This window comes from Amycolatopsis sp. NPDC021455 (assembly GCF_040640995.1).
In the GTDB taxonomy this organism is placed as follows: Bacteria; Actinomycetota; Actinomycetes; order Mycobacteriales; family Pseudonocardiaceae; genus Amycolatopsis.
Map to the genome: position 1 here is coordinate 92,085 of NZ_JBFACT010000016.1, position 15,085 is coordinate 107,169.

The window sequence follows — 15,085 nt, forward strand, 5'->3', positions numbered from 1 at the left end:
GTAGGACCAATTTACTCGCTGGCTGAAGTCTCCGAAGCCCCGGGCTTGATGTCCTCCGCGCTCAGCTGCCCGCTGGGATCCGCGATCAAGCCCTCGCTCACCAGCGACAGCACCGGCAGGTGCCGGGTCCGCACGGTCGGCAGCGGCACCTTCGTGTCGTCCTTCAGCACCGCCTGCACCCGCGCCTTCTTGGTGATCGCGAGCCCCTTCAGTGCCGACCACGGCACGTCCCGCTTGCCGAACATCGTGCGGATCGCCAGGCCTTCGCGGGTGGCGACGGTCCGGGTGCGGACCACGAACACCGTCAGCGCGATCGGGAAGAGGTAGAGCCACTCGAGGTACGGGATCTCCCCGAGCGCGATCGGCGTCACGCAGATCGTCAGGAGGGCGATCGCCATGAACGACGTGCGGGGGATGCGGAAGACGGCCTTCCGGCCTTCGTCCTGCTGTTTTTCGGCCACCCGGAAATGGTGCACCGCCCCGCTGACCGGCCCGGACCCGGGTCGGGACGACGTGACGTGCGTCCAGCATGCGGACGCGCCGTCCCGCAGAGTTGACACCCGAGCGGCGTTCGGTCTAGCGTCATCGCCGTGACACCGCTGACCGGCCTCGTACTTCCCAAGCGCGTCGACGCTTAGGGAAGACTTTCCGCTGCGTCGACGCGCGACCCTCGTGCGACCTTACGGTCGGCGAGGGTTTTTTGTTGCCCTAGGGAAGAGATTCCCCGCCCCACCGCACAAAACCGACCCGAACGAGTGACACCGAGACCCACGAGGCAGATCCGATGACCAGTGCCACGTCGCGCAGCGACGCGAAACCCGGGCCGACGCCCGGAACGCCCGGAGCACGTCCGAAGCCGGCGCCACCGGCGGGAACCCCGGTGCGCGTCACCGGCGCGCAGTCCCTCGTGCGCTCGCTCGAGGCGGTCGGCGCCGAGGTGGTCTTCGGCATTCCGGGCGGCACCATCCTGCCCGCCTACGACCCCCTCCTCGACTCGACGAAGGTCCGTCACGTCCTGGTCCGCCACGAGCAGGGCGCCGGCCACGCGGCCACCGGGTACGCCCAGGCCACCGGCAAGGTCGGCGTCTGCATGGCCACCTCGGGCCCGGGCGCGACCAACCTGGTCACCCCGCTCGCCGACGCCAACATGGACTCCGTCCCGGTCGTGGCCATCACTGGCCAGCAGACCCGGGCGCTGATCGGCACCGACGCGTTCCAGGAAGCCGACATCTGCGGCATCACCATGCCGATCACCAAGCACAACTTCCTCGTCACGGACCCGGCGGACATCCCGCGGACCATCGCCGAGGCGTTCCACCTGGCCGCGACGGGCCGACCCGGCCCCGTCCTGGTGGACATCCCCAAGGACGTGCTGCAGGAGATGACCTCGTTCTCCTGGCCGACCGAGCTGCGGCTGCCGGGCTACCGCCCCACGCTGCGCCCGCACGGCAAGCAGGTCCGCGAAGCCGCGAAGCTGATCGCGAAGTCGCGGCGCCCGGTGCTCTACGTCGGCGGCGGCGTCATCAAGGCCGAGGCGCACGAGCAGCTGAAGCAGCTCGCCGAGCTGACGAACATCCCGGTCGTCACCACGCTGATGGCGCGCGGCGCGTTCCCCGACTCGCACCCGCAGCACCTCGGCATGCCGGGCATGCACGGCTCGGTCGCCGCGGTCGCCGCCATGCAGCGCGCCGACCTGCTGGTCGCGCTCGGCGCCCGGTTCGACGACCGGGTCACCGGGCAGCTGTCGTCCTTCGCGCCGGACGCCGCGATCGTGCACGCCGACATCGACCCGGCCGAGATCTCCAAGAACCGCAAGGCCGACGTCCCGATCGTGGGCGACTGCAAGGAGATCATCGGCGAGCTCATCACCGCCGTGCAGACGGAGTTCGACCACAACGGCAAGCCCGACCTGGCGGACTGGTGGACCCAGGCCGACGGCTGGCGCAAGACCTACCCGGCCGGCTACGAGTGGCCCGACGACGGTTCGCTGTCGCCGCAGTACGTCATCGAGCGGATCGGCGAGATCGTCGGCCCGGACGCCGTCTACGCCGCCGGTGTCGGCCAGCACCAGATGTGGGCCGCGCAGTTCGTCAAGTACGAGAACCCGCGCACCTGGATCAACTCCGGCGGCCTCGGCACCATGGGCTTCGCGGTGCCCGCCGCGATGGGCGCGCAGTTCGGCGTCCCGGACAAGCAGGTCTGGGCCATCGACGGCGACGGCTGCTTCCAGATGACCAACCAGGAGCTGGCCACCTGCGCCATCGAGGGCGCGCCGATCAAGGTCGCCGTCATCAACAACGGCAACCTGGGCATGGTCCGGCAGTGGCAGAACCTGTTCTACTCGGAGCGGTACTCCAACACCGACCTCGGCACGCACAAGCACCGGATCCCGGACTTCGTCCTGCTGGCCGAGGCGCTGGGCTGCGCCGGCCTGCGGTGCGAGACGAAGGAAGACGTCGACGCCACCATCCGCCGCGCGATGGAAATCAACGACCGCCCCGTCGTGATCGACTTCGTCGTGGGGAAGGATGCCCAGGTGTGGCCGATGGTCGCGGCCGGCACCGGCAACGACGAGATCATGGCGGTCCGGGGCATCCGGCCGCTGTTCGACGACGACGAGGTTTCGGCCGAGCAGGCCGACGCCGCCGCGGAAGGTGAGCGCTGACGATGAGCGTCCACACGCTGAGTGTCCTGGTCGAGAACAAGCCCGGCGTGCTCGCGCGCGTGTCGGGGCTGTTCTCCCGCCGCGGGTTCAACATCGAGTCCCTCGCCGTCGGGCCCACGGAAAACCCCGAGGTGTCCCGCATGACGATCGTGGTCGCCGTGGAAGAGCTACCGCTCGAACAGGTGACGAAGCAGCTCAACAAGCTGGTCAACGTGATCAAGATCGTCGAGCTGGAGCAGTCGACCGCCGTGCAGCGTGAACTGCTGCTGGTGAAGGTTCGCGCCGACAACACCGTGCGCAGCCAGGTCCTCGAAACCGTCCAGCTCTTCCGTGCGAAGGTGGTGGACGTGTCCCCGGAGGCGCTCACCGTCGAGGCGACCGGGACGTCGGACAAGATCGGCGCCCTGCTGCGGATGCTGGAGCCCTATGGCATCCGCGAGCTGGTCCAGTCCGGCATGGTCGCGGTGGGACGCGGCGCCCGCTCGATCACCGCAACATCACCGCGTTAAGACGTAAGTCAGGAAAGGAAGCAGTACCCCCATGGCAGTGGAAATCTTCTACGACGACGACGCCGACCTCTCGATCATCCAGGGGCGCAAGGTCGCTGTCATCGGCTACGGCAGCCAGGGCCACGCCCACTCGCTGAGCCTGCGCGACTCCGGCGTCGACGTCCGCATCGGCCTGCCCGAGGGGTCCAAGTCGCGGGCGAAGGCCGAGGAGCAGGGCCTGCGCGTGCTCACCCCGGCCGAGGCGTCGGCCGAGGCCGACCTGATCATGATCCTGGCGCCGGACACCAAGCAGCGCTTCATCTACGAGCAGGACATCGCGCCGAACCTCAAGGACGGCGACGCCCTCTTCTTCGGGCACGGCTTCAACATCCGCTACGACCTGATCAAGCCGCCGGCAGGAGTCGACGTCGCGATGGTCGCCCCGAAGGGCCCGGGCCACCTGGTCCGCCGCCAGTTCGTCGACGGCAAGGGCGTCCCGGCGCTCATCGCCGTCGAGCAGGACGCCTCCGGCAACGCCCAGGCGCTCGCCCTCTCCTACGCGGCCGCCATCGGTGGCGCCCGCGCGGGTGTCATCAAGACGACGTTCACCGAGGAGACCGAGACCGACCTCTTCGGCGAGCAGGCCGTGCTCTGCGGTGGCGCGTCCGCGCTGGTGCAGACCGGTTTCGAGGTGCTCACCGAGGCCGGCTACGCGCCGGAGATCGCCTACTTCGAGGTGCTGCACGAGCTGAAGCTGATCGTCGACCTCATGTACGAGGGCGGCATCGCGCGCCAGCGCTACTCGATCTCCGACACCGCCGAGTACGGCGACCTGACCCGCGGCCCGCGCGTCATCTCGCCGGCGGTCAAGGAGGAGATGAAGAAGATCCTCGGCGAGATCCAGGACGGCACGTTCGCCCGCGAATGGGTCGCCGAGGACGAGGCCGGCCGGCCGAACTTCACCAAGCTCGAGGAGCAGGGCAACCAGCACCCGATCGAAGCGACCGGCAAGAAGCTGCGCGACCTGATGTCCTGGGTCGACCGGCCGATCACCGAGACCGCCTGATTTTTCCCGGCCGAAGGGGGGACACCCGGTACCGGGTGTCCCCCCTTCGGTGTCTCGTTATCCTGGGGGCGTGTGGGTGCCGGGCGTCCGCTGCGGCGTCTCGTTACGCTGACCGCATGACCGACGACAAGGCGCACATCCGGCACCACCTCGACCTTTCGCAAGCCGAGTGGATCCGGGGCGAACCCGCGGGCGTCACCCTCGAAGAGGTCGTCGAGTACGCCTTCGTGCCGCACACCGACGGCGTCACCTACGTCGCGATGCGGAAGTCGACGGATCCCGACGGCGTGGTCCTGGTCTTCACCCCTTCGGAATGGGACGCCTTCCTCAAGGGCGTCTACGACGGCGAGTTCGATCTGCCCGAGGACCTCGCCGCGGAGGCTTAGAGCTTCGCCGCCAGTTCGGGGATCTTGCCGAGGTCGCCGGCGATGCCGAGGTGGTCGCCGTAGTCGCGGGATTCGACGACCAGGCCATCGCGGATCCGCATGGCGAAGATGTTCGCGATCCGGACCGGACGGCCGCCGTAGCTGCCCTGGTAGGCGAACTCTGCGATCAGGATCTCCGGGTCCGTGCCTTCGTAGGTGACCAGGTCGGCGACTTCGAAGTCGACGCCCATGGCCGCGGCCTGCCCGAAGTGCGTCCGCAGCTCCTCGCGGGTGCGGACGACCGCCGATCCCGGCTGGAACGGGTGGGTGACGTGCGTCGGCTCGCCGTACAGCTCCGCCAGGTCCGGGCCGACCTTGTCGCAGACGCCGTAGACGAGCTGCTCGAACACCCCGCGACGGCTCTTCGGGTCGCTCGACGTCCGTGGTGCGATCGGCGACAACTCGCGGGGCGGCGCCTGGTCGTAGGCCTTGGCCAGGTCGTCGACGCCGTCGCGGATCGCGGCGAGCCGCAGGTAGTCGTGGTAGTCGCGGGAGTGCACGATCAGGCCGTCGCGGACGCGCAGCACCTGGATGTTGGCCGTGGGGATCGTCTTGCCGGTCGCCACCGACTCGGCGTCGTAGTCGTATTCGGCGACGATCACCTCGGGGTCGGTCGTCTCGTGGACGACGACGTTCCGGCGCTTGAGCCGCAGGGTGGTGGCGAGGGCGCTGGTGAACCGCTCGTGCACGGTGGCGCGGCCGGTGATGCGGCCCGGCCGCGGCACGGCTTGGGGGTGTTCGACGACGGCGTCTTCGGCGTAGAGCGCGGAAAGCTCGTCCCACCGTCCTTCGCTGATGCCGTCGGACAGCGCGGCGAACACGTCGCGGGGTGAAGTCATGGATCCTCCCAGTGGGCAAAGCGGAGTCTGTAGTCCGTCTGCGACGATACGGACTACAGACTCCGGTTGTCTACCGGGTTCGCAGCAGGTCCCGCGCGGCCGGCTGTCCGCACACCTCGGCCCACGTCTCCGGGGTGCTGTGGAAGATTTCGTCCCGCGCTTCGCGGTCGGCGCCGTTTTCCAGGAGAGCGCGGATGACGTCGAGGTGCCCGGACTGCGCGGCCAGGTGCAGCGCCGTGACGCCTTCGCCGTGGTTCGGGCCGCCGAACGTGCCGGCGTGGTTCACGTCGGCGCCGAGGTCGACGAGCGTCCGGACGGCGTCGAGCTTGCCTTGGGCGGCCGCCCAGGCCAGCGCGGTGCCTCGATAGACGTCGGCGTTCACGTCGGCGCCCCGGGCGACGAGGGTGCTCAGCGCGTCGACGCGGTCGTTGCGTGCCGCCCAGGACAGGGCTTCGTTCTTGACTTCGGCGGGGTCGTCCGTCGGCTGCCAATGCGGGAAACCGCTGTGGGGACGGTAGAAACCGCGGTGGGCGCCGCCGCGGGCCGAGGTCAGGAGTTCGTCGATGGCGTCGACGTCGCCGAGCCCGGCCGCGACGCGGAGGTTGCCCGGCGCCCGGCTGTGCTGCGCCAGCTTCTCGGCCGCTTCGCGGTGGCCCCAGAAGAGGGCGACGACCAGGGGAGTGCCGCCGTCGCCCCGGGCGGAGACGTCGACCGGGGCGCCCGCTGCCACGAGCAGGTCGAGCAGGAGCGGCAGGTTGCTGTAGGCGGCCTGGTGCAGGGGCGTCCAGCCGTGGACGTTGCCACGCGACGGGTCGGCGCCGTGGTCGAGCAGGACCCGGCTGAGCCGTTCGTCGCCGGTCGCGCCGGCCATGCCGAGCAGGTCGTTGCCGTTGGTGCCGCGGGCGGTGACCAGCCCGGGGAACTCGTCGAGCAGGGACTCGAGCTTCGCGGGGTCCCGGTCTTCGACGGCCCGGTACGCGCGGGCGAACGGCTCGCCACTGTCCTCAAGGGACTTGACGTGGTCGCGAAGTCCTTTCCAGGAGCCGAAACCGTGCTCCCGGGCGACGACCGCACGGGCGCCGTCCCGGGTGAGCGGCTGTCCCCAGCGGTCGAACGGCTCGCGCGCGCCCGGCGTCTCGTCCTCGGCGGAGGCGAGCAGCCCGAGCGCGCGCTCGGCGTAGTACCCGACGTCCTGGTGGTACGGGTGCTGCAGGGTTTCGCCGTGTTCGGTGACGCGCCGGACGTACGCCTGCAGCTTCGGCCAGCTCGGGAACCCGTGTTCGCGGGCGATCCGGAACTGCGCTTCGGACAGCTTCACGGCTTCGGCGCGCGCGAGGTCCTTCGCGCGCTTGCGCAGCTGGTCCAGGCTGGGTTTCGCGGGCAGCGTGCCCATGGTGCCTCCTTCCCTCGTCGCCCGTGGTCCGCCGGCACCGGGCAGGAAAGAAGGTGCGGAGCTGGTGGTGCGGTGAAGCAGGGGTGGGCTCGGCCCTTTCCGCGGACGGGACGCGGCCCGCACCGCGCCCCGCCACCCTACCCCCGAACCCGGATCCCGCGTGATCGAAGAGCCGACACGCGTGATTGGAGGGTCGACACGCGTGATGGGAAGGTCGACACGGCGGAGGTTCGGACTCCTCGCCGTGTCGTCGCTTCAATCACGCGTGTCGGCTTCCTGATCACGCGAGTCGACCCTTTCGTCACGGGCGGAGGGTGGCCAGGAGGCTGTAGGACTTCGGGGTGCGGGCCAGGACCTGGACGCAGACGTGGTCCGCGCCCGCGTCGAGGTGGGCCCGGATCCGGTCGGCGGCGGCCTGTTCGCCGGTTGCGACGATCGCGTCGACCAGGCGGTCGCTGCCGCCGTCGGCGAGGTCGTCGTCGGTGAAGCCGAGGCGGCGCAGGTTCGCCTGGTGGTGCGGCGCCTGCCGGACGTACAGGCCCACGTGTTCCCGTGCCGCTTCGCGGGCCTCTTGCGGCGAAGCGTCCAGGATCACCGCTTGCTCGACGGCCAGGTACTTGCCCGGGCCGAGCCGCTCCCGCGCGATCGCCGTGTGCTCCGGCGGGACGAAGTACGGGTGCGCGCCGTCCGCTCGTTCGGCCGCCAGGTCCAGTGCGCGAGGACCGAGGGCCGCGATCAGCCGCCGGGGCCGTGGCGACGGCGGTGGCAGGGCGGGCAGTTCGGCCGCGTCCATCCCCTCGAGGTACTCGCGCATCGCCGAAATCGGCCGCGCGCCCGGGGAGTGACCGCCGAGGCCGACGGTGAACCGGCCCGGGTACGCCTCGCCGAGCGCCCGGGTCGCCGCCTCCGCCGTGATCGGCGCGCGGCGGTCGAACCGCGCGATCCCGGTGGCCACGGTGAGCCGGGACGTCGCCGCCAGGATGAGCGCCGCCTGCGTGAACGCGTCCCGGCCGGCGTACTCGCCGAACCAGAGCGCGTCGAAGCCGAGCTCCTCCACCTCCGCGGCCGTTTCGCGCACCACGCCGACGGGTGCGCCGTCGAAGAACCGCCAGACCCCGACGCTCATCGGACCACCTCCGGGGCCAGCTCGAGCAGGATGTCCACAGTGGACTCGAACGACGTCGCGGACGGCGTCAGCAGCACGTGGTCCGCGCCCGCGTCGAGCACCTCGTCCAGGCGCTTGGCGATGGTGCCCGCGTCGCCCCAGAGCACGAGGTCGTCGACGAACCGGTCGCTGGGCCCGTCGATGTCGGCATCGCGGTAGCCGAGCCGTTTCCAGCCCGCGATGTACGCCGTCACCCGGTATTCGCGCGACTGCGCCACCCGGCGCCGGACGCTCTCGCGGGCGTCCTCGCGCGTGCCGAGCAGGACGGTCTGCTGCGGGATCAGCAGCTTGTCCGGCCCGAGGATTTCGCGGGCGTACGGCGTGTGCGAGACCGGCTGGGCGAACGGGTGCGCGCCGTCCGCGTGGTCGCGGGCCAGCTCCAGCATCTTCGGCCCGACGGCGGCCAGTATCCGCGGAAACGCGACCGGCGAGGGGTTTTCCGCTTCCGCGGCGTCCATATCGGACAGATACGCGCGCATCCGGTCGATCGGCCGGTAGGCCTCGCCGAGCTTTTCGGCCTGGAACGCGTGCCCGGCGCCGATGCCGAGCACGAACCGGCCGGGGTGGGCCTGGGCGAGCGTCGCGCCGCCCTTCTGCGCGGTCGCCCCGCGCCGGGCCCACAGGTTCGCGATGCCGGTGCCGAGCACGACGTCCGGCACCGACGCGAGCAGATCGCCGAAGTGGGCGAACACCTCCCGCGAGCCGGGTCCTTCGCCGCTCCAGACCGAGCGGTAGCCGGCGTCGGCGAGCCGTCGCGTCGCCGCGCGTTCGACGTCCGGGGGCGGGGCCAGGGGTGCGCTCGGCAACCAGGCGCCGACCGCGCCGAGCCGTGCCCGGGTGTCTTCGATCAGGGTCATCCTCGAGTTCCCTCCAGTAAGCTGAGGCTGCCTCCGGTTAATATACGGAGGCAGCCTCCGATTGGCTACCCGGTAAGCTCGGAGAGGCGATGACCGATGTGAAGCCGATGCGCGCGGACGCCCGCCGCAACTACGAACGCCTCCTCGAAGAGGCGCAACGCGCCTTCGCCGAACATGGCGTCGAGGCGTCGCTGGAGGACATCGCACGCCGCGCCGGGGTCGGCATCGGCACGCTCTACCGGCACTTCCCGACGCGGGACGCGCTGCTCGAGACGCTCCTGCGCGCCCGGTTCGACGCCCAGGCCGAGCGGGCGCGCGAACTGCTCGCCCACCCCGAACCGCTGAACGCGCTGCAGACCTGGCTGGCCGGGCTCGGCGACGCGACCGGCACGTTCCGCGGCCTGGTGGAACTGACCGCCGACGCGTTGAACGACGAATCGTCCCGTTTGTATGCGTCCTGCCACGCGATGCGCGAGGCTGGTTCCCATCTGGTGGAACGTGCGAAACGGGCGGGCGAGCTGCGCCAGGACGTCACCGCGCAGGAGCTGCTTCTGTTGCTGCACGCGGCATCCTGGGCGGGACGCCACCTGCCGGGGGAAGGGGGCATGCACCGCCTTCTTGCTCTTGTTTTCGAGGGATTACGGGCGAGTTAACACCGGGGGACGCCAACGGGCGCTCCTGCGCGTTAAACTCCGCCACGACCGGGGCACAACGACGTGCAGAGACCGTTCGTCGACACCGAGCGTCGTGGAAATGACCAGATAGTGGGAGCCGCATCGTGAGCAAGCCCAATAAGCCCGTCGTCCTCATCGCGGAGAAGCTCGCCCCCTCCGTGCTGAGTGTCTTCGGTGACGAGGTGGAGGTCCGGCACGTCGACGGCACGGACCGGTCCGCGCTGCTCGAGGCGGTGAAGAGCGCCGACGCGCTCCTGGTCCGCTCCGCCACCCAGGTCGACGCCGAGGTCCTCGGCGCCACCACCCAGCTCAAGGTCGTCGCCCGCGCCGGCGTCGGGCTGGACAACGTCGTGGTGCCCGCCGCCACCGAGCGCGGTGTCCTGGTCGTCAACGCGCCGACGTCGAACATCGTCTCCGCCGCCGAGCACGCCGTCGCCCTGCTGCTGTCGGTCGCGCGCCGCGTCCCGGCCGCCGACCAGAGCCTCCGCGGCGGCGAGTGGAAGCGCAGCTCGTTCTCCGGCGTAGAGCTGCAGGGCAAGACCGTCGGGGTGGTCGGCCTGGGCAAGATCGGGCAGCTGTTCGCCCAGCGCCTCGCCGCCTTCGACACGAAGCTCATCGCGTACGACCCCTACGTCTCGGCCGCCCGCGCCGCGCAGCTGGGCATCGAGCTCGTCACCCTCGACGAGCTGCTGACCCGCGCCGACGCCATCTCCATCCACCTGCCGAAGACGCCGGAGACCAAGGGCCTCATCGACGCCGAGGCGCTGAAGAAGACCAAGCCGGGCGTCATCATCGTGAACGCCGCCCGCGGCGGGCTGATCGTCGAGCAGGACCTGGCCGACGCGCTGCGCTCGGGCCACGTCGGCGGCGCCGGCATCGACGTGTTCGAATCCGAGCCGACGACCTCGAGCCCGCTGTTCGAGCTCGAGAACGTCGTCGTGACGCCGCACCTGGGCGCTTCGACGGCCGAGGCGCAGGACCGCGCGGGCACCGACGTCGCGAGGTCGGTGCTGCTGGCCCTGCGCGGCGACTTCGTGCCGGACGCGGTGAACGTCTCCGGCGGCGGCGCGGTCGGCGAGCACGTCCGCCCGTACCTGTCGCTGGTCCAGAAGCTGGGCCAGCTGCTGACGGCGCTCAACCCGACGTCGCCGACGTCGGTGACGGTGCAGGTCAAGGGCGAGCTGACCAGCGAGGACACCAGCGTGCTGCAGCTGGCGGCGCTGCGCGGGGTGTTCACCGGCGTGGTCGAGGACCAGGTCACGTTCGTCAACGCGCCGCAGCTGGCGGAGAAGCTGGGCGTGCAGGTCGAGCTGGTGACCGAGCCGGAGAGCCCCAAGTTCCGCAACCTGGTCACCGTGCGCGCGGTGCACGCCGACGGCACGACGCTCACCGTGTCGGGCTCGGTCACCGGCAAGGACGAGGTCGAGAAGCTGGTCGAGGTCAACGGCCGCGGGTTCGACCTGCGCGCCGAAGGCACCGTGCTGCTGGTCGAGTACCCGGACCGGCCGGGCGTGATGGGCCGCGTCGGGACGCTGCTCGGCGAAGCGGGCATCAACATCGAGGCCGCGCAGATCAGCCAGACCACCGACGGCTCCGACGCGGTGATGCTGCTGCGCGTCGACCGCCACATCGACGCCCACCTGCTGGAGCCGATCGGCGCGTCGGTCGGGGCGCACACGATCCGTGCGGTGGACTTCAACTGACGTAACCCTTTCGAAGGCCCCCTGTCACCCGGCAGGGGGCCTTCGTGCGCAATCACATTCACATAACGGAGTCCTTTGCCTACGTAAGTAGGTGTTTTGGGGCATTAGGTTCTCTGCGCGAGGTCGAACCACGCGTCGTCGAGGGCACGGCGCTGTGCCGCGCTTCACCGTCGGGGGTGTCAGGAGCGGCAGGCAGGTTCGGGTCCAGACCTCGAGTAAGGGGCCGACTCATGAGCAGATCCCGCCTCCCCGCGCGCGCCACGACGGCGGTCTTCGCCGTCGTTCTGGCGGCCGCGCTCGGGGCGCCGGTCGCGAGCGCAGCGGATGCTCCGCTCGCCGATGGCGTCGCACCGGCCAAGATCGACGACGCGCAGCTGCAGGGCAAGCTGTCGCCGCGTCTGGGGGCCGCGCAGGGCCGGGTCACCGCGTTCGTCGAACTGGCCAAGAAGCCGGCCGTCGACGCGTTCACCGCCGCGGAGCCGCAGGGCAAAGACCAGGCGAAGCGGGCCGCGAAGGCCGCGAAGGCCGACACCGCCGCCGCGGTCGACTCCGTCGTCGGCCAGCTGCGCGCGGCCGACGCCAAGCCGCAGGTCGTCACGCAGACCGCCAACGCCGTCCCCGGCGTGGTCGTCACCGCGGACGCCGCGAAGCTGCGCGAGGTCGCGAAGCGGGCGGACGTCGTCGCGGTGCGCACGGTCGTGCCGAAGACCCGCACCAACGCCAGCGCGGAGCAGCTGACCAACACCCTCGCCGCGTGGCAGCAGACCGGCAAGTTCGGCGACGGCGTCCGCGTCGGCGTCATCGACGACGGCATCGACTACACCCACGCCGACTTCGGCGGCCCCGGCACGCAGGCCGCCTACAAGAGCGTCGATTCCACCAAGCCGACCCCGCTCTTCCCGAGCGCCAAGGTCGTCGGCGGCACCGACCTCGTCGGCAACGACTACGACGCGGCGACGCCCGGCAAGACCACCCCGAAGCCGGACCCGAACCCGCTCGCCTGCGGTGAGCACGGCACGCACGTCGCCGGCACCATCGGCGGCTTCGGCGTCACCGCGGACGGCAAGACCTTCAAGGGCGACTACAAGAAGCTGGACGCCAAGAAGGTCGACGCGATGTCGATCGGCCCGGGCACGGCGCCGAAGTCGCTGCTCTACGCCATCAAGGTGTTCGGCTGCACGGGTTCGACGAACGTCACCTCGCAGGCGCTGGACTGGGCGCTCGACCCGGACGGCGACGGCGACTTCACCGACCACCTCGACATCGTCAACCTCTCGCTCGGCTCCGACTTCGGCGCGCCGGACGACCCGGACTCGCTGTTCGTGCGCAAGCTCGCCGCGAACAACGTGCTGCCGGTGATCTCCGCGGGCAACGGCGGCGACATCAACGACATCGCCGGCTCCCCGGGCAACACTCCCGAGGCGCTGACCGTGGCCAGCACCCGGGACGCGGGCGTCCTGCGTGACGCCGCCGAGGTCAAGGCGCCGTCGACCGTCGCGGGCCAGAAGACCGGCCAGTACAGCCAGAACTACGCCGCGGCCGACACGCTCGACCTGACCGCGCCCGTCGTGAAGCTGTCGGCGGCGAACGCCGCCGGCTGCGCGCCGTACTCCGCCGAGGACAAGGCGAAGGCCACCGGCAAGTTCGTCTGGCTGGAGTGGGACGACAACGACTCGACCCGGGCCTGCGGCTCGGCCGCGCGCGCCAACAACGCGCAGGCCGCCGGGGCGAAGGGCGCGCTGCTGTCGTCCACTTTGGAGCACTTCAGCGCGGGAATCGCGGGCAACGCGGCGATCCCGATGTTCCAGTTCACCGGCGCCGCGACCGCGTCGCTGCGTCCGGCGCTGAACGCGGGCACGCTGCAGGTCCGGCTCTACGGCGCCGGGCGCGCGTCGATCCAGACCTACGACAAGACGATCGTCGACACCCCGAGCTCGTTCACCTCGCGCGGCACCCGCGGCCCGGCCGTCAAGCCGGACGTCGCCGCGCCGGGTGACACGATCACCTCGGCGTTCCGCGGCAGCGGCAACGGCCGGACCGTGCTGTCGGGCACCTCGATGGCCGCTCCGCACACCACGGGCATCACCGCGCTGGTCCGGCAGTCGCACCCGGACTGGTCGGTCGAGGAGGTCAAGGCGTCGGTCATCGACACCGCCGGCCACGACGTCTCCGACGGCAAGGGCCACACCTACGCGCCGCAGCGCGTCGGCAGCGGCCGGATCGACGCGAAGGCCGCGCTGGACAACCAGGTGCTCGCCTACGTCGTCGACGACCCGGGCGCGGTGAGCGTCAGCTTCGGCACGGTCGAGGCGTCCGGTCCGGTGACGCTGTCGAAGACGATCAAGCTGGTCAACAAGGGTGTCACGCCCGCCGAGTACACCGTGGCTTACCAGGCGGTCAACGCGCTGCCGGGTGTCGAGTACACAGTGGACAAGCCGTCGGTGAAGCTGACCCCGCGCGGCACCGCCAAGGTGAAGGTGACGCTGAAGATCACCGACCCGAAGGCGCTGCGCAAGATCATGGACCCGACGATGTCGGCCACCCAGGCCGGCCTGGCCCGGCAGTTCGTCGCGGACGCTTCCGGCCGCGTCGCCTTCACGCCGGTCAGTGGCGCCAAGGTCCCGCTGCGGGTTTCGGTCTACGCCGCACCCAAGCCGGTTTCGACGATTTCGACCCCGGCGTCGGTGAAGTTCGGGCCGGACGCCACCCAGGCCGTGCTGAACCTCGGCGGCAAGGGTGTCGACCAGGGCACCGGCGCGCAGCGGTACCGCTCGCTGATCAGCGTGCTCGAGCTGCAGGCGGAGTCCCCGCAGCTGCCCGAGTGCGACGCGGACGTGGTCACCGACTGCACGCTGAACAAGACGGCCAAGGGCGGCGACCTCCGCTACATCGGTGCGGCGTCGACCGCGCCGCTGGCGAAGGCGCAGGGTGAGCCGGAGAACGCGCTGCTGGCGTTCGGTCTGTCCACCTGGGGCGACTGGGCGAACATCGGCAGCAACACGTCGCCGTTCGTCGACATCGACACCACCGGGGACGGGCTGCCGGACTTCGAGACCTACGTGACCAAGGCGACGTCGACCGACGTGCTCCTGGCCAACACGGTCGCGCTGAAGCCGGGCTTCCCGACCGTCGACGTCCAGGCGGTCAACGGCCAGCTCGGCGACGTCGACACCAACGTGTTCGACACGAACGTGATCACGCTGCCGGTTTCCCTGGCCGCGCTGGGCATCGACGCGAACGCCGACAGCCACCGCATTTCCTACACCGTCGGCGTCAGCGGCTTCTACGTCGCGCCGGGCACGACGAACGGGCTGATCGACTACGTCGGCACGCCGCTTTCGTTCGACGCGCTCGCGCCGGGCTACACGGTGCAGGGTGGCGGCGACGCCGCGCTGGGCTACGTCGCGAAGCCGGGCACGGCGCTGGTCGTCACCCGCAACGCGTTGTCGGCCGCGGCCGACAACGCCCTCGGGCTGCTGGCCATCGAGCACCACAACGCCGCGGGCAACCGGGCGAACGTGGTCAAGGTGGAGGACGCCCGGCCGGGGAACGACCGTCAGCCGATCGGGGCTGGTCACCGCTGACCCGTCGCAAGATCGATTGACGCAGGACCAGGGGCGCTCACCGCGGGTTTCCGCGGGGAGCGCCCCTCTCGCGTTCCCCCGATCGGGTGTCTCACCCTGCGGGAGGATGCGGCATAAGGGTGGTGCGGCTACGGCCGTTTGTCTACGGCCGGTAACCTTCCGGCTGCTGGCGTTTTGTTGCGGTGGGCCATCGGTGCGGTCGGTGGTCCGGTCGACGGAGGTGTGT

General features: G+C 70.7%; 12 protein-coding genes. 7 read left to right on the top strand and 5 right to left on the bottom strand.

Features of this window, described 5'->3' with window-relative positions; translation table 11 throughout:
• Nucleotides 1–11: 11 nt before the first annotated feature.
• Nucleotides 12–461, bottom strand: a complete 450-nt coding sequence (locus AB0G28_RS20825; RefSeq protein WP_361091033.1) for a PH domain-containing protein — start codon at nt 459–461, stop codon at nt 12–14.
• Nucleotides 462–784: 323 nt separating this feature from the next.
• Here AB0G28_RS20825 and AB0G28_RS20830 point away from each other — a divergent pair, with 323 nt between their 5' ends.
• From AB0G28_RS20830 to AB0G28_RS20845, 4 genes are all read left to right on the top strand, one after another.
• Nucleotides 785–2,665 carry an acetolactate synthase large subunit gene (locus AB0G28_RS20830; RefSeq protein WP_361091036.1) on the top strand — a complete coding sequence of 627 codons (1,881 nt, stop codon included), beginning with the start codon at nt 785–787 and terminating at the stop codon, nt 2,663–2,665.
• 2 nt (nt 2,666–2,667) lie between these two features.
• On the top strand, nt 2,668–3,174 hold the full coding sequence (gene ilvN, locus AB0G28_RS20835) for an acetolactate synthase small subunit (protein ID WP_003080760.1): 507 nt from the start codon (nt 2,668–2,670) through the stop codon (nt 3,172–3,174).
• A 31-nt stretch (nt 3,175–3,205) separates the two neighbouring features.
• A complete protein-coding gene (ilvC, locus tag AB0G28_RS20840; protein WP_361091039.1) occupies nt 3,206–4,219 on the top strand; it encodes a ketol-acid reductoisomerase in 1,014 nt (337 codons plus the stop codon).
• 116 nt (nt 4,220–4,335) lie between these two features.
• On the top strand, nt 4,336–4,605 hold the full coding sequence (locus tag AB0G28_RS20845; RefSeq protein ID WP_361091042.1) for a DUF397 domain-containing protein: 270 nt from the start codon (nt 4,336–4,338) through the stop codon (nt 4,603–4,605).
• Here the strand turns inward: AB0G28_RS20845 and AB0G28_RS20850 are convergent.
• The 4 genes from AB0G28_RS20850 to AB0G28_RS20865 form a co-directional block, all read right to left on the bottom strand.
• A complete protein-coding gene (locus AB0G28_RS20850; RefSeq protein ID WP_361091045.1) occupies nt 4,602–5,483 on the bottom strand; it encodes a nuclear transport factor 2 family protein in 882 nt (293 codons plus the stop codon). The genes AB0G28_RS20845 and AB0G28_RS20850 overlap by 4 nt on opposite strands.
• A gap of 70 nt (nt 5,484–5,553) precedes the next feature.
• Nucleotides 5,554–6,876, bottom strand: a complete 1,323-nt coding sequence (locus tag AB0G28_RS20855) for an ankyrin repeat domain-containing protein (RefSeq protein WP_361091048.1) — start codon at nt 6,874–6,876, stop codon at nt 5,554–5,556.
• 301 nt (nt 6,877–7,177) lie between these two features.
• Complete coding sequence (locus AB0G28_RS20860) at nt 7,178–8,002, bottom strand: TIGR03620 family F420-dependent LLM class oxidoreductase (protein WP_361091050.1); 825 nt, start codon at nt 8,000–8,002, stop codon at nt 7,178–7,180.
• Nucleotides 7,999–8,898, bottom strand: coding sequence for a TIGR03620 family F420-dependent LLM class oxidoreductase (locus tag AB0G28_RS20865; RefSeq protein WP_361091053.1), 900 nt, complete (start codon nt 8,896–8,898; stop codon nt 7,999–8,001). Before AB0G28_RS20865 ends, AB0G28_RS20860 begins: the two co-directional genes overlap by 4 nt.
• Nucleotides 8,899–8,987: 89 nt before the next feature.
• Between AB0G28_RS20865 and AB0G28_RS20870 the strand changes: the two genes are divergently transcribed.
• From AB0G28_RS20870 to AB0G28_RS20880, 3 genes are all read left to right on the top strand, one after another.
• Nucleotides 8,988–9,551, top strand: coding sequence for a helix-turn-helix domain-containing protein (locus tag AB0G28_RS20870; protein ID WP_361091056.1), 564 nt, complete (start codon nt 8,988–8,990; stop codon nt 9,549–9,551).
• Nucleotides 9,552–9,676: 125 nt separating this feature from the next.
• A complete protein-coding gene (gene serA / locus AB0G28_RS20875) occupies nt 9,677–11,275 on the top strand; it encodes a phosphoglycerate dehydrogenase (RefSeq protein WP_361091059.1) in 1,599 nt (532 codons plus the stop codon).
• Between the two features lie 230 nt (nt 11,276–11,505).
• Complete coding sequence (locus tag AB0G28_RS20880; RefSeq protein WP_361091062.1) at nt 11,506–14,859, top strand: S8 family serine peptidase; 3,354 nt, start codon at nt 11,506–11,508, stop codon at nt 14,857–14,859.
• Nucleotides 14,860–15,085: the final 226 nt, after the last annotated feature.